Origin of the sequence: Endozoicomonas sp. NE40, from assembly GCF_040549045.1 — a bacterium.
Taxonomy (GTDB): domain Bacteria; phylum Pseudomonadota; class Gammaproteobacteria; order Pseudomonadales; family Endozoicomonadaceae; genus Endozoicomonas_A; species Endozoicomonas_A lisbonensis.
In genome coordinates, this window is the sequence record NZ_JBEWTB010000003.1 from 1 (window position 1) to 19,744 (window position 19,744).

Below are 19,744 nucleotides of genomic sequence, written 5' to 3' on the forward strand. Positions count from 1 at the left end.
TTTGCAGTTAGCCAGGGTTCTCCCGGGTAAGCCTGTTCGTACCATTGCCGGGGAGTCTGACCACTGACTTTGATAGCCTTGGCACACTCCGCCAGCACCTTATCCCAGTGCTTTTTCTTAGCCGACATCAACAACCACTCCTTATCCCAGATTAATCCGGTCTAAAAGCTGCTGATAACGTTCATTCAGCGCACGGTTATCACTCTCAAGGGTCTGGTTGCGACTCTCCAGACTGGCTATCTGATCCCGCTGCGAACGGATAACAGATTCCAGCCCGTTAATACGGCTCTCAAGGTTCTCAATGGTGCGTTGTGATGACGATTTGATGGTTTCTAATTGTTCTTCCAGCTCTTTACGCAGCATGGAAGCAATTTCATTGTGTCGCTGGACGGCTAACAGTGCCGATTCGTCACGGATGCGACTGGCTTCAGCCTCCACAATGGGCTGCTTTAGTCGTTTAGTCATGTGCGTCCAGAAGCCGGAAACGCCGACACCAATAGCCACACCCATGCCCGTCATTTGGACGGGTGTAGCCGGTAAAGAAAGTAGTTGGGAAAGGAAGTCCATAAATAAGCCACTGATCTCGAATCAGGGCTTATTTGATGGGGAGTGTGGTGGGTTTGCTCTTAAATAAAATTATTGATGCCGGATCGGGATGATTGCGCTATGACGATCCGGCCAATCTGGCGCTCTACATGGTCGTCAACTGAATCAGGAAATTCAGCATTACTGTCACGAAGCCATTTCGCCTCAGCTTCCAAAACAGCTATTTCCTTTTGAGTTTCTTTGAGCCTGATTCCATTTTTCTCTCTCTGCGCTGTTACTTTGTTGTAGGCACACAGAATGTCATCAATTGGAGCGGAGTCGTATAAGAGGTTATGAAGCTCGTCCAGATTAATATTGTGATCTTTAGCCACTGGTTAGCCCGTCCTGATATTCAAGATATTGCCAAACAGCTCGGGTTGCCATTGTGTCCGCAAGAGCCCTGTGTGCAGTACCTTCCCAGCGATAACCAATATGACGGGCGGCGGCGGTCAGCTTTTGCCAACGGTAATCATCACGATAGTCATCCCACTCGCCATAGTGCCGAGAATATTTCAGCATACAGCACTGCACACTCTTTGCTGCTTTAAGCTCATCTTCCAGGAACATGCTGTCGTAACCGGCGTTGTAAATAATTACATCATGACCGGCCACCAGCTCATGTATTTTTGACCGAATATCGTCGTATGCTGGAGCATCCTTAACGTCATTAGGCGATATGCCGTGTATAGCCTGAGCTTCCGGCCATGCTGTTGCTCGTACCGGTTTAACCAGTGTGTTCAGCAAGGTTTGATGGTCATCAATGATGGCAATCTCAACAACCTCATCACTGTGATTCAGGCCTGTTGTTTCAGTGTCGATGTAGACGGTCATATTACTAACTTTCCTCAAGCACCAGCGTTTCCGGTGTGACTTGCTTCCCAACAAACGATTCACGCACAAAGACAATGCGGGAACCTGGCGTCATATCCTTGTATTCACCCTTGTAATAGCGTTCATGGGTTAGCTGTCGGTAATGGAATGACCGCATGTGATCTTTGGGGCTGGATTGTTGTTTGCCCACCAGCCCAAACGTTTTGGGAGAGTAGTTACCCTGAATGACTGGCTCGCCCTTTGATTTTGCATACCGTGAAGGGAATCCCGCTTTCAAGGCGGACGGTTCAGCTGCGGTATAAATAATTAGAGCGGCCACCAGCTTAAACAGCCGGTATTGCTGTTCCAGTTCTTGATCGGTCAGGCCGAAGGTTTGAACGCCAGACTTCTTCTGACCGGGTTGTGGTTGCTGCAATGAAAAATTGCCGCCAGATGAAGCTATCGCAAAAAACTCATCAACATTTTTCGCACTCACCGCTTGAATGAAGTCGTTCAGCTCAAAGGTCAGCTGCATGGTCATCGTTGTGGAGTAAGTAATGGTGATGGAGCGTGTTTGTGGTTTATAAACCGTTATGCCCTTTCGGTTGCCAAGGCTGTCCGTCACTATGACATCCATGGTGTGATCTGGCTTTAGTCCGTCGCTGTCCAGCTTCACGCCAATCGACTTATCCAGTACCTCACTCCACGTCTGATAATTCTGCGTAAACTTACCGATACTGACCAAACAGGACGGCATTACATAACCATCAATGCAATAGCCTTTAGGTGTGGCTAACACGAACTCCATGCTATCTTGCGGGATAAAATCCCCATTCTTCACGGAATACTTTGCCTGATATAAACGATCCAGAGCATCAGCACTTTCAGGAAAAACGATATTGCGGTCGTGGCTATAAATCCAACAGTACTCATTGAAAGCCTGAACCGCATTAATAGCACTTAACAGAGCCCTGATATCTTTGGCTTCGTGGTACATTGCCTGATAGATGACGGACAGGGCTGTAATGTGCTTTTCCTTTTCTGTCTTACGCCCTTTCAACAGATCAGGCATGAGCTTTTTAACGGTTAAGACACCCTCATCAATAGCACTGCTGTAAACGTTATACAGCTTGCGTTTACTCGACTTCATTCTGGTGATGACTCCTATTTTTTATCTGTCTTCATTGACTAAGTTCTATTTTTACAGCTGCTTTAACTGCGTCCACAATCCGGCAAAGATAAACGTAATCAGGGTTATCAGTGGTTGGTAGCTCTTCCCACCATTCATCCCCATAAGCGATAAACAACTCATCAACAAGAAATGGCAGTGATTCACGATTAATTCCAACACCTATTTTTTTACCTACCTGCTCATAATCAGTAATCGTGCTGTCGATATTCGATAACTTGCCTGCCAGATAGTAGCGGTCGCATGAATCGATAAATTCTGCAACCGAATCACACCCCATTGCTCCCCAGTAAGCAGTCCAAGCCTCACCGAAGCAATCAACGGTTAACTTGCCTCGCTGATTGCCTAAATCCTCAGTGATGAATGTTACCGGGTCTAACCGTTCCAGATCGGTGAGTAACCTTTTAGTCACTTTGCTTTCTGTGATTTTCATAGCTCTACTGCTTTATATCTTCTACACAACAGAGTTTGCTTTGTTGTGCTCGTCCAGAGTATCTACAGCTTGTTTAAGCTGCTTATGAGCGGCGGCAGTGCGCTCTTTGTGGATGCCCTGGTAGCGGATCAGGGTACGGGCTGCCCAGTGGACATCGTTATAAAGGGCTTCACGCTCTTTCATGCGTACAAGGTCAGAGTTTTCTCCGCTCAGCTCTGACATTTTTTTATCAATGGCTCGCAACAGGTAACGGTCACATAACGGATTGCCTTCAGGCTGGAATAGCCATTCGCCCAGTTCGGTACGGACGATATTACCGACTTTACGATCATCAGGAAGCATGACGGCATAGCTGTTTGATTCAGTGCAGTGAACAAACTCAGCGATAACTGTCTTGTAATATTCGTCACGGCTTGCTGTCCACACGTCATACGCTGCGTGAAACTCTCCTGACCACAGTTCGTGTACTGCTGCTTCAGCGGTAATGACAACAAATCGGCTGTCTCTGGCACGATATAGCACCAGACCGGTGGGTTTGAAATTGTCACCTTTCAGGCTCAACTCGTTGTAGTTGTGCTTGCTAATTGCGCTAACCGGCTTATCGATGACCAGACGGTTATCATGCTGGTCGGTCAACAGTGTGCCAAATGGCATATATCCATGCTCTTCACACTTAAAGCGGGCCTTTTCGCTGGCCTCACGTCCAATCATTTAATTCTCTCTCTCACGACAAACTGGCTCGAATTTGCTCTAACTCTTTTTGATAGCGATTCATTGATCGCCCATAGGGCTTATCTGGATGCGTATACACCAGCCAGTAACCTAATAAATCCAACAGACCATCAGGCATATCGGTTGGTTTACTACTCCTCCAGGTATCAACGGCCGGTGGGGTTACACTGCAAATCTCTGATATTTTGTATTTGTCCAACTGGTGCTTTTGCATCAGTACTTTCAGGACTTCGCCATTAGTAGCCATATTTGCCTCCACATAAGCAAAAAGGAGCCGGATTATAAAATCAGGCTCCCTATGACTAGCTCTTAACTTTTGGAGTCAATCCAGCCTAAAACTGACTTCAGGGCGTGCGCCTTGAAGGTCATGTAAGCGTATTCTCTTACATGGGGAACCAGCTCTGCGGGAATCTGCTCACTTAACTTTAAGTTACGAACTCGGTTATAATTGATAACTGTCACGGGTGGTTTCTCCTATTTTCTACTTCGTGATGCGTAGATGCGGGACGGCAATCCCTCTCTACACTTGCCTTTCGGGGGTGAGTCGCTTCATTTCCCCGAAAGGCAAAATCATTATAACCAAATTAGTAAATTTTACAAATTATATTTGTAAATATTATTAATAACTATTACTCCTACCCCTCCCAGAATTCCTCTGTACTCTTGTCCGCATATTGTTGCGGTGCTGCCTGTTGCTGATAGCCGCCTGCCTGATTAGGGTTCGGGTCTAACAACTGGATATCCCTGGCATTAATCTCTGTCGTGTAGCGATCCATGCCCTGTTGATCCTTCCATTGCCGGGTTTGTAGCTTACCCTCGACGTATAATTTAGAGCCCTTGCCGATCATCGGCGCCAACACCTCGGCCAGCTTCCCGATAACAACAACCCGATGCCATTCAGTACGATCCTGCCGGTTGCCCGTCTGCTTATCGATCCAGCTTTCTGACGTTGCCAGGTTGAAGTTCATAACCGGCGTGCCGTTGGTCGTCGCTCTCAGCTCTGGTACGTTGCCGGTATGTCCAATCAGAAATACCTTATTTACGCCTCTACCCATCTTCAGACTCCCCGGCAGCAAACACCTGGCGCATAACCCGGCAAGTAGTCAGGTACGCTGCAAACACCACCAGCACCGCAAGGCAATAGCGATACAGTGGAACGCTTCCCGTCGCAAACAGGCCAACAGAAGCCAGGACAAACAGGCAGTAACCGAGCCAACTGTTATCCGCCATCCATTTCAAAACTCTTAACACTCAGACTTTCCCTTAATTAACCGACTTAACTCTTTACACTGTTTTCGCACTTGTCCGAGTATCATGGCGTTGGCTCCAGTCACGACAATGACCGTCATTGCCAGCACGCCACCAGCGACCTTACCCATTTGCCAACCCGTTACTACGGTATAGATCAGCCTGAGATACAGGGCGCTGTTTACCACGCACAATGCGGCCACCAGCCTATTCACAAACAGGATTGACCGCATTGAAGAAAAATATTTAACGATGCCTGATCTGATCATCTTCGCAGAACTCAATAAATTGCCGCTGAAATTCTCGCCAGTCAGACCACGACTGCCTGAAAATTAACACGGCATAGGTCAGGGTCGGGATATACAACAATGCAAGACAGAAACGGATTGCCTGCTCCTTTGGGCCGACGACTTCAATGAATACAAACAGCTCCACCAGCAACAGAATGACTGTCGTACCCAGCACAGCGGCGAGTACGACGAACAGCAAGCTAATTATCTTTAGCTTTCTTAACTTTTTTTGAAGGTCGTGCAAAACTGGGTAGCTCCTCTAAAGTCTTTTTCAGGTTTTGACGGGCTTTAATGCGCTCCTGGAATGCCATGAAGAAGCCAACCGTTGCTAACAGGTAAAAAGCTCCCATAATCAGCTGACCTCCAATCTCGGTGACATCGGTAATATCCTGCTTTGCGATGCCCACCACGGCCAGCGAGGTATACAGCCCCATCAATACGCAGCCTGCCAGGTTTATGTTGTTCAGAATGTTGCTTCGTCTTGTTTTCAGATACAGCTCATACATACGGTTATGCCCTGTTACCTCTGTTTTGAAACCACTCAAGGGCTTCGTTAATTAATTCGTCTTCCCACCAGTCATCAATTTCCCGCCTCCGATGGCGGTCGTGGTAGAAGGTTGGCCCCAGGTAGCTGTGCCACTCCATAAACACACGTCTTCCGTCTGCTAGTGGCAACCGGTAAAACGGATTGTTAACGCCACAGACAATGGCCCGGACTCTGCTGGACTCAACATAAACACAACCCATTAACTCACCTCTAAACCCCTGTACCTGAGCACTGCCACAAGATCGTCCAGTGCTTCACCGTTATTCACCATCTTGCTGTCCGCTTTGACCACCAGCCAGCCCTGAGCGGCAGCGGCGTTATATTTGCGACAGTCACCGTTATAGCCTGTTGGCGTTAAGTGCCGTGATTTCTGTTTTACGCCGTTTTTGTATTTGCCGTGCTGGTATGTACCACCCTCCACTTCCAGGGCTACTTTCTGCGTTTCCCAGGCAAAATCGAACCGCCACCCTCTGACAGGATGGAACCGTAATTCTTTCGTTGGTGGTGGAATCTTTAACGCTTTGAGCTGCTGCTCCATAGCTGATTCCAATTTAGACGGAGAATAAAGCTGTTTGAGCGTGTTTTTGGGCTTTTCCTGAGCCTTACCCTTGCTGTAGCAGTAAACGCTGCTCTGGCGCAGTTTTTGGAACTCTGCTTCCGTTAATCTCACACGACCTCAGTGCATCGTTTCCGTTTTTGTATGAAAACGACGCTCACCGCATTTCTGACACTTCGATTCATAGTGGACGACACTGGGTTCGTATTCACTGCGTCTCTGGCTACCCTTTACTTCGATGAACGGACAGTCACGCAACAATCCACCCGCTTTGGAGCAAAATGCTTTACTGTCAGTCTGGTAGGCGGTCAGGGCATCGCTGATAGCCTTTACCGCCTGCTCCGGCGATTCGGACTGGATGGATTGGCCGATCATGTAAAACAGGCACTCAACCTGTTCATAGTGAACATCAGCCATATCGGCCGCTTGCTCCAGACCGGATATGGTTCCGGTGCGCACTTTGCCGGAGTCGCCTTCGGTAGCCGTTACATTGGCGAACCTGCCAGCCAGTGACCGTATCTCATTACCCAGCTTTGACGGGCTCATGCGTGCAGTCTCCTGCTCATAACGTTGTGTACCCATGCGCCAAAGCTGGCCTCCACCTTGGCATTCCGGGTAGCTACCCTGGACCGACACAGTTTTTTCATCAGCCCTGCCGCTTCAGCGGCTTTTGTCGGGGCAATCTGCAGCTGACAATCAGGCTTTACCAGTAACACCTCATTGCAACCGGAACACAGGAACATTTCGCTCGGGTTATGTTTGGCTGACTGGACGGCTTTGCAGGTTGGGCAACGTCCGGCTCTTACTTTTGGCACTGCTGCTCTCCTAACCTGGCTACGGTTTTTTTGGCTTTGAACTGCTCTTTCAGCCAACCGCTTGCGAGTAGCTGGTGACAACTGGCACACAGGAAGCTGTCGCCGCCGCCCACGTAATCAACAATCTCACGACAACCCATACAGGTACGGGCTGCTTTCAGAAAGCCCGGGTTGCTCTCAACACTCACCCGGTAATAAAAATCGGACACAAGACTCTCTCAGTAATTTGCTAACTGTCAGGTAAACAGGATTTCAAATGGTCAGGCCGCCGCCTTCAGGGATCGGCTACTTGATTTTTTGGGAGCCACCAGCCGTGACCAGTCACCAATCAACAACACCGCACAATCCTCCGGACAGGGATTGGGAAATTTGTTGAACAGTGTTGCCGCTTTGCGCTTCACCCATGAAGTTTTCGGACGCACCACACCTTTTGGAAGCCAGCCGCCTTCGTCGTCCAGCATTTCCTTCATCGTTTCACATAACGCCCAGGCAAATTCAGCAAAATCTGTCTCAACAGCGGGAACGTCTTTTTCAGTAGTAGTTGTAGTAGTGTTTCTTCTTTGGTTTCTATCTTTGGTTTTCCTTGTCAGTGGTGACAAGGGGGTCTTGTCAGTGGTGACAGGGGGGGGTGTCACTGGTGACAACCACGACATCCTTGTTTTTGCTGTAGCGCAAGTCCTCATTTGTCATGCCCGAATCGTCCTCTTCACGACCCTCAAACATGACCACAACAACGTTTGATGTTTGAACCTTGGTTTCATCGTCATCGCTGCGCTGTTTGTAGCGCCTGTAACGGGCGACCAGGTTCTTTGCTTCGAGCCGTGCGATTAGTCGGGAAACGGTGCGAACGGAAATACCGCACTTATCAGCGATCTTTTCACGACCATGCCAGGACAGACCGTTATCACCGGCACGGTCAGCCAGATAGAGCAAAACATTCAGGAGATTACCGGATAAACCTTGATTCCAGGCCCAGTTGGTAGCTGCTACGGACATTACTGCACCTCCTGTAAGTGTTTGTTTTCTAAACAATTCAGGTTTAAAGCAGGTTTTTTCGTAGTTTTTTGCGTGGGCGATGGTTGCCCTACAGAGGTGTGATCAACTAACATAGTAGATACCTTCTGGGTGTAGGCAGGGCATAAAAAACCCTACCCACGAAGTTGAGCAATCAACTTCAGGTTAAAAGGGGCGGTGTGCTGACCAAATCGCCAAATTTTCTCAGCACATCGCTTGTTACTCTTCCGCTTCTTCAGCGAATCCCTTTTAGCCTACCACTAAATTCATTTTCCTATCAAAAACAAGTGTCAATCTTTTGACCGCTGGTACTCGGTCATCTGGTCAACGTTTACCGGTTGTTCTGCCGGGCCTTCCAGCCCGTTAAACGACAGGCACACCTTATCGAATATTTCTGCAACGACCTGGGCGTTAATCAGCATTTCAGCATGAAAGCTCTCGTCGGTGGTTTCAGCTTCTAATGCCGGTTCTGTCACTACGTCGTCCAGATGAATGCGCTTGATGTAAAGCTCACTGGTCAGGACAAAGCTGCATTTGTGCATTATCAAAAGCTCAAGCTCTGAAACTTTCATGCCAGACTCTATATGCTCGATCACGGCACTGCTGGTAACGTCCTCGTTTTTTACTGTTACAGCACTGTTGTCGATGTTCAGCTTACAGTTGTTTCCTAAAATCATGGACTCAGGTGCTTGCATGGTCAGCCAGTTAGTCATAACCGGCTCAGGATGACTCTTAGTAACCGGCAGAGCGACCGGCAGAGAGCCACAAGACAGACGCAAGGTTTTGATAAACAAATCTGCCTGTTTGTTGCTGCTGGCTGCGACCACCAGCAAGCCCTTGTTTGGCAAAATCAGCCCGTAAATCTGCGTAGTGACCGGTAGCACGTTGGGAGCCGTTACAGCCATCACGTCGTCGCTGATTTGCTGCTTCTCAGCCCTGAAAATCTGTCTGTCCTGCTCTTGTTCCAGCACCGCCACACGGCGAGCCACTTCCTGTTTGACTGCCTTGCTGTTGATTGGGCGTTCCTGGTGCTGCAGACACAGTACAATGGCGTCGTTACTGATCGGCAGAGCAAGAAAGTTTTCACTGGCCTTGCTGGGTGGAACCCAACCGGTGCTTTTCAGGTCGAAAGCATTACACTCAACGAACCGCTTTTCTTTCAGACCTTTAACCATTGCCAGAAGATCAAAGTCTTTCTGGAAGCAATAAATTCGTGCGTTTTTGAACAGCATTTTCTTAACTCTTAAATTCCGTGTTGTAACTCATGTTTCAATAACGCTAATTCAATGCGCTTAATTCTCAGGTTTAAATTTTGATTCGTCAGAACGTTGGTAACTGATTGAATTTCTTTTTCCAGCAAACGTTTATCTTTTGTCTTTTTTCTTGCGCCAGGCAAAAACAACGTACTGTGCTGCTGTAACACGGTTATATGCGGAGAGCTTTCATCAATGTGTGCCGCTTCGACGGTCAACCACCTGTACGCCTCGGGGTTGTGCCGCTTACAGTAACGGTGCAGGGCTTCTCTGCACTGGATATAGTCCATTGCAAATGCCGCTGAGGTGTCAACAACCTTCGCCCCTTTCAGAATCGTCTCAGCAATTTCCCGCTCTTTATCTTCATCAACAAAACCCGGCATACGAAACCCCAATTGAATATTACGGACTTTCATACCCTCCCCTCCGCAAGACGCAACTATGCAACAGCGATAATAATCACTCAAAGAATTAAACGGTTTGGATTGATTAAATACTGTTGAACAGTCGTATTTAATTAACGAGATACAGGATACTTCCTTGTCAGGCTTTCCTTAAACTGTTGATGTTACACGTATATCAATAGCGCATACTGAACGAACTTATTTCCGATAAGTATATGATGTTTTTCGATAGGTGTTAGCCTTCAGGTTCTACGGGGTGGTTACTCGGTTGCCGTAACGTTTGCCGCCCTTTTTGTCGTCAACTACGGCATCTGAAGCCCACTGGAACGGAATTGTACGTTAAGGCGTGTCCACTAAGTCGATTTGGAGAAAAACTGTCTATTAACTACCCGAAAGCGATTAAATAGGCAGCATTCCAGCCCATTTTCAGGTGTCTACGATGTTTTGAATTTGTGGAGCCTGAGAATGCGACGCTGGATATAACATCCTGCTCTATGCCTTTATTTCCGTGGCTTGCAGTAGAGTGGCACTATCCCTCAAATCCACTAACGTACAGTTTCGTTCCAGTGGGCTATAGATGCCACTACGGACCAGGGCGGCAATGGTCAGGAAAGGTTAACCAGTAGCTCGGTCAACCTTTCCAGCTGTTCACTCATGCTCTGAAGCTGATCTTTCTGCTCATCCACCAGCTTCCTGAGTTCCTTCACCTCAAGTAACAGCTCAGGTTCATCAAAGAGTGACGATTCCAACCGGGACAGATATTCAGAGTTAATGGATCGCCTGTTGCGTGTAGCACTTTCCTGCATTTGATCAATAACATCCTGCGTTAATCGCAGAGTCAGGGTGGGCCAGTGACGGGACATAATAGTTTCTTGCAAATAATACGAGTCTCCATTGTCCAGACTTACTACGAATTTAAGGTATACATACTGTATGTATACGCCTGCATGATCTGGTAAGGTCTACCAGACAATTCAGGCTGAAATATTACCGCTTTAACCGCAACAATAATAAATGAAAAACCTTTTGTTTTAAGGGCTTAACTTAGAATTTATTTGTAAAATTTATTTGTAAAATTTATTTGTAAAATTTATTATACCCCTGAAGCGACAGCCAAGATAGGTGTACTCATGGGGTCTATTATTTCGCCCTGCATACAGGCGTTACGAGACGCTAAACAACAATTTAACGAAATAGCGTTAGCTCAAAAGCTGGTCACATTTAGCGAAGAGGCACACTTTGCCAGAGAGCTGATCAGGGCAAGCGTTCCGGGGGATATCAGCAACCCCAGGGATCAGCGGAATGCCCGGTACTGCCTGTACCAATGCACCCCGGATTCTATCCGCAATGCGATAGTGTCAGTGGCCGCCGTAGGCTTATCGCTTAACCCTGTACTAAAACAGGCTTATCTGGTTCCACGCTGGAACAAAAAGAAACGGATTCTTGAATGCTGCCTGGAGCTGAGTTGGCAGGGAATGATTAATTTAGCCAAGGAGGCCGGCGTTATTGAGTATTGCGCCGCTGAGCAGGTCTACGAGGAGGACATTCAAACCGGCTCGTTTGTGTACCAGGGGGCTCTAAAGCCTCCTGTTCATCAGGGTAATCCGTTTTCACCCACCCGGGGGAAATGTGTCGGTGTTTACTGTGTCGCCGTATTGCCCGGCGATAAATACATAACCACCGTCATGAATCGTGAGGAACTGGACATTATCGCCAGTATGTCACACAGCTCTGTCAGGGATACATGGCAGGGCGAAATGGATAAAAAATCCGTCATCAAGCGTGCTTTCAAAACATGGCCCAAACCCCGCAACAACCTTCAGGTTAATTCCCTCCACCAACTGATTAACCACGGACAGGTAAAAAATTTTTTAAGAGTGCCGGACGTTGGCGCTGTGTCAGATTCCATTGTATCGAACGATTCACCAGCCAGGTTAGCCCACGACGCCGCTAGTCCTGCAAAAACGCAATGGAATAACCTGGTGCAAAATGGGCTCAATGACTCATGTTTAACACCAACAGACTTACAGCAAACTTCTGCAACTACCAACGTCGTCACTTTAAGGAAATGATGAAAGGCTCTCTGTCACATTTAAGCGAAATGAAGCCAATCCCTTACCGGTCAAGGAAAGAGGCACAAAATCGCTACGCTTACGCTGAAGTGGCTTAATTCAGCGCATCAACCGCACTTCGGTACGGTTTCGGAACGGCCGCACTCAGGCCGTTCCGGTCAAACCATTCCATTACCCTGACTGGGTTGGCTTCCCGCATACTGGTGACACCAATCGCATCACGCAGTTTTTCCCACGTCCACCGGCGCAGGTTATGAGCGGCGGCCTTATCAAACCACTCCCTTGCTTCCGTGACCGTAGTGACTCTTTTGCCGTAGTGCAGCAGGCAGGACAGCTCACCGTTCTGGTGCTGTTTGCGGTGTACTTCAGACGCCAGGGGAACGCCGGAAAACAGCGGTTTATAGCCGATGCCACTGTTATACGCCCGTCTAACGTGGGCATACTCTACCGGTTCCTGCTTGGTAACGATGCAGGCCTGTAGCCTGGTCCATGCCTGATAGTCATCGTCATGACCCAGAGCGGCGGCCACTGTTGGCAGTTGCATAACACCGCTCTGGTACAGGGCTTTTGCCAGCTGGCCGTAAATGGGTGGTGCTTCCAGTTTGGCAACGGCAATTTCTTCACCGGGAGACACCGAAAAACCCGGGTAAACGATGACTTCTATTTTCAGCTTGCCGCAGGGCTGTTTTAAAGCGTGTTTTACCCGTCCCAGTGTTGCACGCTCATTCGTTTGTGAATCCATCACACAAGATATCCCTGGCTGCTTTACGGGTATTTTCACTGAGCTTGTAGCGTCTCACTATACGGGCCTTGTCGCATGAGAAGCTGAGTTCGTGATGCTCACAGTCCGGGTCTGTACGCAGCTCCCCAATGGGTTCCACTTCATACACATCGCCCTTTTTCACACCACTGGCGTACATCAGTGCTGCACCGTACTGGGTCGTGACGTAAACCTGGTTCGCATCATGGTGGTGGTTGCCAAACTCGCCCATGTGCTTTGCGCCGGTAATCGACGGCGGCAAAATCATCTGTCCCGGCTTCATGCCACCTTTGCCACCGTGCCAATAAACTTTATTGCTCAACGTCCATTACCTCCATACAGGCTTTCTTTGCAGCGGCCAGAGAAACACCGGCCACCAGCGCAATACTTTTCTTACTGGCGACTTTCAAGTCCCAGGCTGAATACGTGACTTTACCCGCCAGGCGAGCGACCGATAATTGAAACCGGCCACACTCTGAACGGGCATAGTACTGATCTTTTTTGATGAACTTCATCAGTAGGCGGACAGTTCTGGCACGCTATCCATGGAGCCATAAACCGGGTCGATGTTTTTAGACATTTTCTGTCGTTTGTACTCCCGCTCTTTCTTCCATACCTGGTCGTCGTTGACCGTGTGTGTCTGACCATCGCCAAACAGCTGAGTTACAGCACGATCCATACCCGAGGCAGAATCCAGCACAGCCTTAAAGCCGTTCATATCTTCCGGTTTTTCAGCCCTTGCCAGGCTAATCAGTTTTTCAGCGTCAAACGCCAGGCTGCTCTTTACGGCAAATTCTCGCAGCATATCGTCACGACGGTCGGCGCTGTCGTGGATCGCCTGCACCTGGTCCTGTAATTCCCGGTTAAGTTTTCGTTGTTGAATCAGCTCAGCCTCAATGCTGGAGATTTCATCCTGATAATCAGACAATTCCAGGGCGGTTGATGACCACCAGCTTTGCAAGCGTTCCTGAGCGGCTTCCGGCTCCAGGCCGCACGATGTCATGTTGTCGAGAATCATAGCCTCAGAGACGCCATCGCCATCGGCAGAGTCCAGCACATAGCCACGGTTCTGAATAAAATTAGGGTTGGTCACATAGTCAAAGCCGAAAATCTTATCGACCAGGGTACGACCGATACCTTTGGCGCCATTACTTGCCCAGGAGAAACCGCCGACACGGCTTTTGTGCAGACCAAGCAGGGTTTTGCCTTCCTCGTTGTCCAGAACCTCCTGAGTGTGGCTGATGTTACCCTCGTCATCGATGGTCAGGTCTGTGGTGACGCACGCCGGGATCGCTTTAACGACGGCTTTTTGTCCACCACCCAGATTGACCGATTCAACCTCGCCAAGGTCGAGTTTACCGGCGAGGGATCGCAGACCATGACCGACATAGCCAACAGCCTCACGCAGCTTTATGCGCTCCTGAGTAAAGTCACTGTTTACCGCCTTTTTGATGTTGTCCAGGATATAGCCCCGGTCAATGCCTGATGCTACACGTCCATTGTCGAATATATTGAACGTGCAGCTAATTGTTTCCAGTGCCTTACTCATTTTCAAAAACCTCTGCGATGCACTTATAAATCAGTTGTTTAATCTTTTCGTCTCCCTCCCCAAGAGCCGAGTCCATTAAGGGGTCGTCATAGTCGTCATTGCCTTCAGTATTCGCTTTGTTGGCATTGATCATGGCCTTGAATTTTTCTTCATCGACTTTCATCAGGTCAGTAAATATCCAATTGAAGAATTCGGGCTTGTTAACGGTCTGTAGTTCCTGGTCCAGTAGTTGAATCAGACCGGCGACAGATGACGCAAAATTGATACGGGATTCCCTGGCGTCTGCTTCTTCTCGTTCGATGGCGCTGTTCAGGCTGTTAAACATGATGCGCCAGGGCTTTTCCCCGTCCGGGTAAACCTTGCCGTGTTTAGCGGCGACGTGAACTTTGAATAGTTTGTCCAGCCCTTCCAGCATGGCGGTACGGATAAGGTTGGCTTTGATGGCTGCAAGGATACTGACCCGGAAAAAACCGCCTTCGCCGAGGCCACCGGACATATCTTGCGTGTAGCCCATCAGTGATTTATCAACGCCAAGAGCGGCACATAGACGACTGGTGTGGTATTCAATATCGGCTATTGCGGTGATATCGACGGTGCTGTCTTCGGTGTGTATTTCAAGGCGGCCACTGCCGGTACTGGCAATGGGATACATTTTTGTATCAGTGGTGCTTATGTAGCCTTTGCGCAGTGCTTGTGCGGCACGATCCTGTGTTGTGCGCTTGAACTGGTCTGCGATGGCGTTGAAATATTGCGCCGCTTTTTTCGGGTTGTCTTTGCCGATATTGACGCCGACAAAACGTTCTTTCTTACTTGAATTACGACGGGCGGCGTTTATTGCGATTAACGCCTCTTGCAGGTCTATCCACGGACTGTACGCACGTAATACAAGACTGGAGCCGTAATCTTGTGTTTCGACAGGCGACTCTGACATAAACTCATCGTCGTCTATGTCAAACAGCTCGCCATTCAGGCGCATGGGTTCGGTTTTATCGGCAACAGCGTATTGCGGGATTTTGAAACCAATAAACTTCCATGGTTCCATAAGTTTGATGTTGCCCCGCTTCTCTACCGAGCGCTGGTGTTCGCAGGTGTACCCAATCAGCTGACCGGCTCGCTCAAACTCTTTAACGTGGGATGGATGCGTGTAGTAGTCGTGCCGGACGTGGACTACCCCCTCGCCCTGCTTAACGTAGGGTCGAATGTAACTGACACCGTAAAGTGCTGCCTGGTAGGCCCAACGCTGGATATTGTTGTTCACCAGGTCTTTGAAGGTGTTGCGCAGGTCTTCGACGATGGGATCATCAGCATCGGATACACTTTCGATGAATATGATCTCACCGGTATCAGTCTTTGCTGACAGAGCGTGAGACAGGTGCATCTTGATCGCTGAATCAATGGTGCTGTCATGACTCATGTACGAAAGCAGGTCGTAGGCAAGCTGTCGGAACGTCGGGCTTTCGTGAATGAACGCACCCAGCTCCATGATCAGGCCACTGGCAGAGTGGACATCATCGTTATCCGGACGACCTCCGGGCAGGAATGGCGTGATTGATCCGTGTGAGCTGCTACCCTCTGGCAGACCCGCCGCTGATTCCGGGTCTTCTTTTTTCCAGCCGCTAAACAGTCGTCCCAGCAATCCGGGCTTAATGCCTGGACTGCCGTTTTTTTGCTCTTCCGTTTTCGTTTTTGCCATGCCGACACCCTAAAAATTAAGGGCATTGTCGGGGGCTTGGGTCGGGATATCCTTTAAATAAAATTTTTAACGGGCATCAAAAGTACATCATTTTTCAATGTTAAAACGTGTTTAAAAACTTTATAAAACTTATAAATAATGAAACTTAGTATAAACTTGATAAGTTCATGATGACTTTATGATGTAAATAAATTTATTAATGATATTTTTAAGTTTGTTTTTACTAAGACAATGGTTTAATGTGTCGATAAACATCATGCTTGTGATGTTTTAGTTAAATAGGAGATTTTAAAAAATGGCTAACAAACAAGCCGCTCAGCTCGTCGTGGTTGATGAAGGGTCACGTCAGGTTAAGGTTTGCTGGCAAGATGCAGACGGGAAAATACAGACGAAAGTCATCCCCTCAAACGTGAACGACCAACAGGAAGGAAACGACTTCCTGGGCAACCCGCACGACTCCAATTACCTGATCAAGAACAACGAAGGCACTGACGTTAATTACTTTGTCTTTGACTTTGAAAGCGTGCTTGACCGTGTTGACACCAACACCGAGCGGTATCAGGTTAGCCATGCCAACCGGGCGCTGGTACATGAGGCACTGCGTCAGGCTGGCTTTGAGGGCAAACCGGTAGAAGTGGTCTGCACGTTACCGCTGAGCCAGTTTTTCATTCACAATGGTCAGGGCCGCCGTGATGACAGCCGCATCGACGAAAAGAAAAAGAACCTGATGGGCGAAATCGCCAACGTGAACAGCATTCCAGCGGCAAAAATTACAGACTGCCGGGTGGCTCCCGAGTCTATTTCTGCCTGGTTTAACCTGCTGTTTAAGGATGATCTGACAGTTGACGCTGAAAAGTACCAGGCCACCAGCGTCCTCATTGTGGATATTGGCGGCACAACCACCGATATCGCCATGATCAACGGCAAGGGACACCCCACCAGTCGTAAGACGGAAGATGTTGGCGTGTTCAACGTGATTGATCGCATTCGTGAACTGCTCCCGAGCAAGATCAAGGACGTTAAAACCATCAACGATGTGCAGATGGAAAACCTGCTGCGTACCGGACGTTTCCGTAACCAGGACGTGCAAGCCATCATCAAGGAGGCTGTAAGGCCAATCCAGACCAAACTGGTCGCCGCAATGGACAAGTTTGAAAAAGACTCTATGAGCCTGGATTACATTGTTCTTGTGGGTGGTGGCGCTGCATTGTTCGGACAATCCCTGTCAGACGAATATGCTAATAGTGGTAGTCGGGCTAACGTGATTCTGCCTGAAGACGCCGAATTTTATGTCGCTAAAGGCATAATGAAATCCGAACTGTTCCAGTTAGCCCAGAAGGCTAAAACCCCCACTGAGCAATCGACTGAAACAGCCTGAGACTGAATGATCATGAGTACTACCTCTTACCAGAAAACCATCACCCTGCGTAGCAATCACAGTGCTACTGAAAAAAGGGCGGCACAGCTTATGCAGAGGGCTGAACAAGGAAAGTACGGAGAGCCTACGGTACTCATGAGGGAATGGATACAGGCCGGCATGATCCTATCGGAGTTGGGTCATGGGCTGGTCGGTACGCTGATCTCTCATGATTCGGCCGGTCTGCTGGAAGGGTTAAGCCCGAAGGAAAAAGCAGAATACATTTGTCGTTTAATGGAAAATACGCCCTGGCGTGACATTCCACCAGCACCGCCTGTTGAAGCGGTTGAAAAGCCTGTTGTTAAGGCTGCGGTAACGACTGAAGAGCCTGCACCCACAGTAAAGGCGATAAAGGTTGCGCCTCCTACCCCGGCGACTGAAGAGGTAGAAATCGACGTGTCACAGATCGCATCCTTTACCACCTGACCAAAATTCTATTTTAGTTCCCACATGGCCGGCTCCGATTATTCTGAGTCGGTTTTTTTTACCTGTTGAATTCCCATGGCTCAGATACTCAAACCATCCCAACGCCAGCCGGTCAAATGCGCTAAATGTAATACCAGCGGAACCATCAGGGGCAGTCTTGGCGATGTTGTCTGTCCTGACTGCCTTATGGTTGGGTACACCAATCCAGACGGCACGGCACTGGATGACAATGACGCTGTTCGGTTGCTTAAAAAGGCTGAGATTTACTACAAAGCGAAAGCGGACAAAGCCGAAAAGAAGCTACAGACGCAAGAGAAGCAGTTTAAAGAGCTGAAGGATAAGATGGATCGTATACGGTCATTGGCGGCTCATGACCCCGGGGTTTATAAATCGGATGGTCAGGGACGGGTGTACCACGGTGATTGACCATGGTACACCTCAAAAAATTCACAGTTTCATGATGACAGCCAGACGGTCACGGTGAATATCGTCCTCACCCCACAGCCACTTAGCCGCCTCATTAAGCTCCGAGCGGTTACGGATCAGGTCGTAACTGTGCTTTGTCTGGTCGATTCGGCCAGCTTCAAGCCCTTTACTGATCGCCATAGATATCAGCTTGCGCCACATTCTCCGGCCTTCCCTGGTCTGCTCTGAGTCACTGACAACAATATTGTATTGCTCAATCAGGAAATCAAAAAAGACGGTTTCGACAAGACCATGGCTATCGTCACCGGCATTGGTTTCGATATCACGCCAAATCATAATCTGCCGTACCGGGCGGCCATCGTTCGGTATGTCCAGCTCTACCTTGTCAATGGTGTTGGAGTACAGGATGGTTTCAGATTCATGATCCAGCAAAGCAATCAGCAACTCATACTGACACTCCGGCGCACGAACCAGCTTCAGCTCATGGTGCTGACTGGTCAGCTTAAACGCCACATGGGATAACAGGTTTTCCCCCGTCAGAGCGTTAATGCGCTGGTATTCTTCGTGGTTCTGTTCCGGATCGTAGAGGTGTTCAAACAGCTCCTCAGAGTATCCATCCGGCAGCAGGAAAGGCATCGTCTTGTCCATCCTTGAATAGTAGTACTTCAATGCCAATATTGCCCGATACCGTAAGTACTAACAAGGTTTCCGGTCTGTACGGTGATTAAACCGACTTTCCACAACAGACCGGCTTATACAATCGCCCGTTTGAATCAGGACTATGCGCTATGTGTGAATGTCAGGTTTGTGGCGAGCCAGCTACCCATATTGAAGTCGATTACTATCATGATTTTGCCGGGTATGGTCATTACTACTGCGAGAAACACGCTTTCCAGGATGGCAGGGAACAGTGTGGCTGTTGTGAAGATGTGGGCTATGAAATAGAAGTCGGTGACGATGAATTTCTGCCGACTTACGCCCCCGGAAGTATTGACGGTGATGGATGCTGCTCTGAGCACCCATGAAACCGTGGTCAGCTTGTAGAAAGTAACACAGCCCCATTAGTGTTGGGGCCGCTGTATTGAATTCAGACTACCGACTTAACCTGCAGCTTTGCCTCCATATCCGGGTCTTCGACACAGACCTTCTCGGAGTCGCCCTCTTCGTCCACCAGCCAGTGAACATTCGAATCCTGTAACCCGGTATCCCAACGGCTTCGGGAGTAAACAAAGGCGGCGGCCAAGTCCAGAGCCGGGTTGTCGTAGCTCATTTTTTCTAACCAGTCACTATCAACCGTATCCCCAAAGCTGGAAACATTGTTTTCATCGGCTAGTAACTGGGGCTTGATTAACCACCAGTACACGCCGTATGACCGGTATTTTTTCGGGTCTGCTTTGATTAGCTGAGCAATCGTATTCAGGAAGGTTTGACGCCAGGCATCGACCGTCTGACCGTCCATTCCCTCTTCGACTAACGCCTGTAGCTGCGCTTTTTCTGGTTTTTGATACATCATAAAAAATCCTTT

General features: G+C 48.7%; 34 protein-coding genes. 6 read left to right on the plus strand and 28 right to left on the minus strand.

The features are described from left to right. Positions 1-141: 141 nt before the first annotated feature. The 9 genes from V5J35_RS23720 to V5J35_RS23760 form a co-directional block, all read right to left on the minus strand. Positions 142-567: a hypothetical protein gene (locus tag V5J35_RS23720; protein WP_354011504.1), complete on the minus strand. Its 426-nt coding sequence runs from the start codon at positions 565-567 to the stop codon at positions 142-144. 59 nt (positions 568-626) lie between these two features. Next, entirely contained in the window at positions 627-917 is a 291-nt protein-coding gene (locus V5J35_RS23725) for a hypothetical protein (protein ID WP_354011503.1), read from the minus strand. Further along, on the minus strand, positions 910-1,416 hold the full coding sequence (locus V5J35_RS23730) for a 3'-5' exonuclease (protein ID WP_354011502.1): 507 nt from the start codon (positions 1,414-1,416) through the stop codon (positions 910-912). The genes V5J35_RS23725 and V5J35_RS23730 overlap by 8 nt, the downstream gene beginning before the upstream one ends. Positions 1,417-1,420: 4 nt before the next feature. Then, complete coding sequence (locus V5J35_RS23735) at positions 1,421-2,545, minus strand: hypothetical protein (protein WP_354011501.1); 1,125 nt, start codon at positions 2,543-2,545, stop codon at positions 1,421-1,423. 31 nt (positions 2,546-2,576) lie between these two features. Then, complete coding sequence (locus V5J35_RS23740; RefSeq protein WP_354011500.1) at positions 2,577-3,017, minus strand: phiTE_072 family protein; 441 nt, start codon at positions 3,015-3,017, stop codon at positions 2,577-2,579. A 21-nt stretch (positions 3,018-3,038) separates the two neighbouring features. Continuing rightward, positions 3,039-3,728: a hypothetical protein gene (locus V5J35_RS23745; RefSeq protein WP_354011499.1), complete on the minus strand. Its 690-nt coding sequence runs from the start codon at positions 3,726-3,728 to the stop codon at positions 3,039-3,041. Between the two features lie 13 nt (positions 3,729-3,741). Next, positions 3,742-3,996 carry a hypothetical protein gene (locus V5J35_RS23750; RefSeq protein WP_354011498.1) on the minus strand — a complete coding sequence of 85 codons (255 nt, stop codon included), beginning with the start codon at positions 3,994-3,996 and terminating at the stop codon, positions 3,742-3,744. Positions 3,997-4,384: 388 nt separating this feature from the next. Next, positions 4,385-4,804: a single-stranded DNA-binding protein gene (locus tag V5J35_RS23755; protein WP_354011496.1), complete on the minus strand. Its 420-nt coding sequence runs from the start codon at positions 4,802-4,804 to the stop codon at positions 4,385-4,387. Beyond that, on the minus strand, positions 4,797-4,979 hold the full coding sequence (locus V5J35_RS23760) for a hypothetical protein (protein ID WP_354016534.1): 183 nt from the start codon (positions 4,977-4,979) through the stop codon (positions 4,797-4,799). The genes V5J35_RS23755 and V5J35_RS23760 overlap by 8 nt, the downstream gene beginning before the upstream one ends. Before the next feature lie 71 nt (positions 4,980-5,050). Between V5J35_RS23760 and V5J35_RS23765 the strand changes: the two genes are divergently transcribed. Next, entirely contained in the window at positions 5,051-5,224 is a 174-nt protein-coding gene (locus V5J35_RS23765; RefSeq protein ID WP_354011494.1) for a hypothetical protein, read from the plus strand. A gap of 19 nt (positions 5,225-5,243) precedes the next feature. Here the strand turns inward: V5J35_RS23765 and V5J35_RS23770 are convergent, their stop codons facing one another. The 12 genes from V5J35_RS23770 to V5J35_RS23825 form a co-directional block, all read right to left on the minus strand. After that, entirely contained in the window at positions 5,244-5,486 is a 243-nt protein-coding gene (locus tag V5J35_RS23770) for a hypothetical protein (protein ID WP_354011493.1), read from the minus strand. Between the two features lies 1 nt (position 5,487). Next, positions 5,488-5,793, minus strand: coding sequence for a hypothetical protein (locus V5J35_RS23775; protein WP_354011492.1), 306 nt, complete (start codon positions 5,791-5,793; stop codon positions 5,488-5,490). A 4-nt stretch (positions 5,794-5,797) separates the two neighbouring features. Beyond that, positions 5,798-6,034, minus strand: coding sequence for a hypothetical protein (locus V5J35_RS23780; protein ID WP_354011491.1), 237 nt, complete (start codon positions 6,032-6,034; stop codon positions 5,798-5,800). After that, a complete protein-coding gene (locus V5J35_RS23785) occupies positions 6,034-6,504 on the minus strand; it encodes a hypothetical protein (RefSeq protein ID WP_354011490.1) in 471 nt (156 codons plus the stop codon). Before V5J35_RS23785 ends, V5J35_RS23780 begins: the two co-directional genes overlap by 1 nt. A 6-nt stretch (positions 6,505-6,510) precedes the next feature. Then, positions 6,511-6,936, minus strand: a complete 426-nt coding sequence (locus tag V5J35_RS23790; RefSeq protein ID WP_354011489.1) for a hypothetical protein — start codon at positions 6,934-6,936, stop codon at positions 6,511-6,513. Next, positions 6,933-7,205: a hypothetical protein gene (locus V5J35_RS23795; protein ID WP_354011488.1), complete on the minus strand. Its 273-nt coding sequence runs from the start codon at positions 7,203-7,205 to the stop codon at positions 6,933-6,935. Before V5J35_RS23795 ends, V5J35_RS23790 begins: the two co-directional genes overlap by 4 nt. Then, positions 7,193-7,414 carry a zinc finger domain-containing protein gene (locus V5J35_RS23800; protein WP_354011487.1) on the minus strand — a complete coding sequence of 74 codons (222 nt, stop codon included), beginning with the start codon at positions 7,412-7,414 and terminating at the stop codon, positions 7,193-7,195. Before V5J35_RS23800 ends, V5J35_RS23795 begins: the two co-directional genes overlap by 13 nt. Positions 7,415-7,465: 51 nt before the next feature. Then, entirely contained in the window at positions 7,466-7,840 is a 375-nt protein-coding gene (locus V5J35_RS23805) for a hypothetical protein (RefSeq protein ID WP_354011486.1), read from the minus strand. Then, on the minus strand, positions 7,815-8,201 hold the full coding sequence (locus V5J35_RS23810) for a helix-turn-helix domain-containing protein (RefSeq protein ID WP_354011485.1): 387 nt from the start codon (positions 8,199-8,201) through the stop codon (positions 7,815-7,817). The genes V5J35_RS23805 and V5J35_RS23810 overlap by 26 nt, the downstream gene beginning before the upstream one ends. A gap of 308 nt (positions 8,202-8,509) precedes the next feature. Beyond that, positions 8,510-9,451 (minus strand): recombination-associated protein RdgC, encoded by a 942-nt coding sequence (rdgC, locus tag V5J35_RS23815; protein WP_354011484.1) that lies wholly within the window; start codon positions 9,449-9,451, stop codon positions 8,510-8,512. Between the two features lie 11 nt (positions 9,452-9,462). Then, positions 9,463-9,888: a hypothetical protein gene (locus V5J35_RS23820; RefSeq protein ID WP_354011483.1), complete on the minus strand. Its 426-nt coding sequence runs from the start codon at positions 9,886-9,888 to the stop codon at positions 9,463-9,465. Between the two features lie 593 nt (positions 9,889-10,481). Further along, positions 10,482-10,739, minus strand: coding sequence for an Arc family DNA-binding protein (locus V5J35_RS23825; RefSeq protein ID WP_354016535.1), 258 nt, complete (start codon positions 10,737-10,739; stop codon positions 10,482-10,484). A 267-nt stretch (positions 10,740-11,006) separates the two neighbouring features. Between V5J35_RS23825 and V5J35_RS23830 the strand changes: the two genes are divergently transcribed. Further along, positions 11,007-11,948 (plus strand): RecT family recombinase, encoded by a 942-nt coding sequence (locus V5J35_RS23830; RefSeq protein WP_354011481.1) that lies wholly within the window; start codon positions 11,007-11,009, stop codon positions 11,946-11,948. Positions 11,949-12,042: 94 nt separating this feature from the next. Here the strand turns inward: V5J35_RS23830 and V5J35_RS23835 are convergent, their stop codons facing one another. Genes V5J35_RS23835 through V5J35_RS23855 form a run of 5 tightly spaced genes read right to left on the minus strand, consistent with a single transcriptional unit; the run spans position 12,043 to position 15,950 of the window. Beyond that, positions 12,043-12,690, minus strand: a complete 648-nt coding sequence (locus V5J35_RS23835) for a hypothetical protein (RefSeq protein WP_354011480.1) — start codon at positions 12,688-12,690, stop codon at positions 12,043-12,045. Continuing rightward, positions 12,671-13,030, minus strand: a complete 360-nt coding sequence (locus V5J35_RS23840) for an NAD(+)--rifampin ADP-ribosyltransferase (protein WP_354011479.1) — start codon at positions 13,028-13,030, stop codon at positions 12,671-12,673. The genes V5J35_RS23835 and V5J35_RS23840 overlap by 20 nt, the downstream gene beginning before the upstream one ends. After that, complete coding sequence (locus V5J35_RS23845; RefSeq protein WP_354011478.1) at positions 13,020-13,223, minus strand: hypothetical protein; 204 nt, start codon at positions 13,221-13,223, stop codon at positions 13,020-13,022. Before V5J35_RS23845 ends, V5J35_RS23840 begins: the two co-directional genes overlap by 11 nt. Beyond that, positions 13,223-14,257, minus strand: coding sequence for a hypothetical protein (locus V5J35_RS23850; RefSeq protein WP_354011477.1), 1,035 nt, complete (start codon positions 14,255-14,257; stop codon positions 13,223-13,225). Before V5J35_RS23850 ends, V5J35_RS23845 begins: the two co-directional genes overlap by 1 nt. Then, entirely contained in the window at positions 14,250-15,950 is a 1,701-nt protein-coding gene (locus V5J35_RS23855; RefSeq protein WP_354011476.1) for a portal protein, read from the minus strand. Before V5J35_RS23855 ends, V5J35_RS23850 begins: the two co-directional genes overlap by 8 nt. 295 nt (positions 15,951-16,245) lie before the next feature. Here V5J35_RS23855 and parM point away from each other — a divergent pair, with 295 nt between their 5' ends. The 3 genes from parM (at position 16,246) to V5J35_RS23870 (ending at position 18,219) form a co-directional block, all read left to right on the plus strand. Beyond that, positions 16,246-17,328: a ParM/StbA family protein gene (gene parM, locus V5J35_RS23860; RefSeq protein WP_354011475.1), complete on the plus strand. Its 1,083-nt coding sequence runs from the start codon at positions 16,246-16,248 to the stop codon at positions 17,326-17,328. A 12-nt stretch (positions 17,329-17,340) separates the two neighbouring features. Next, the gene (locus V5J35_RS23865; RefSeq protein ID WP_354011474.1) at positions 17,341-17,793 is read left to right on the plus strand and encodes a hypothetical protein; all 453 of its coding nucleotides are present in this window, start codon (positions 17,341-17,343) and stop codon (positions 17,791-17,793) included. Between the two features lie 75 nt (positions 17,794-17,868). Continuing rightward, positions 17,869-18,219 carry a hypothetical protein gene (locus V5J35_RS23870; RefSeq protein WP_354011473.1) on the plus strand — a complete coding sequence of 117 codons (351 nt, stop codon included), beginning with the start codon at positions 17,869-17,871 and terminating at the stop codon, positions 18,217-18,219. A gap of 21 nt (positions 18,220-18,240) precedes the next feature. Here V5J35_RS23870 and V5J35_RS23875 read toward each other — a convergent pair whose 3' ends face one another. Continuing rightward, positions 18,241-18,855: a hypothetical protein gene (locus V5J35_RS23875; RefSeq protein ID WP_354016536.1), complete on the minus strand. Its 615-nt coding sequence runs from the start codon at positions 18,853-18,855 to the stop codon at positions 18,241-18,243. A 152-nt stretch (positions 18,856-19,007) separates the two neighbouring features. On the opposite strand from V5J35_RS23875, the gene V5J35_RS23880 reads away from it, so the two are divergent. After that, a complete protein-coding gene (locus V5J35_RS23880; protein ID WP_354011471.1) occupies positions 19,008-19,244 on the plus strand; it encodes a hypothetical protein in 237 nt (78 codons plus the stop codon). Positions 19,245-19,306: 62 nt separating this feature from the next. Here V5J35_RS23880 and V5J35_RS23885 read toward each other — a convergent pair whose 3' ends face one another. Next, entirely contained in the window at positions 19,307-19,732 is a 426-nt protein-coding gene (locus V5J35_RS23885) for a hypothetical protein (protein WP_354011470.1), read from the minus strand. Positions 19,733-19,744: the final 12 nt, after the last annotated feature.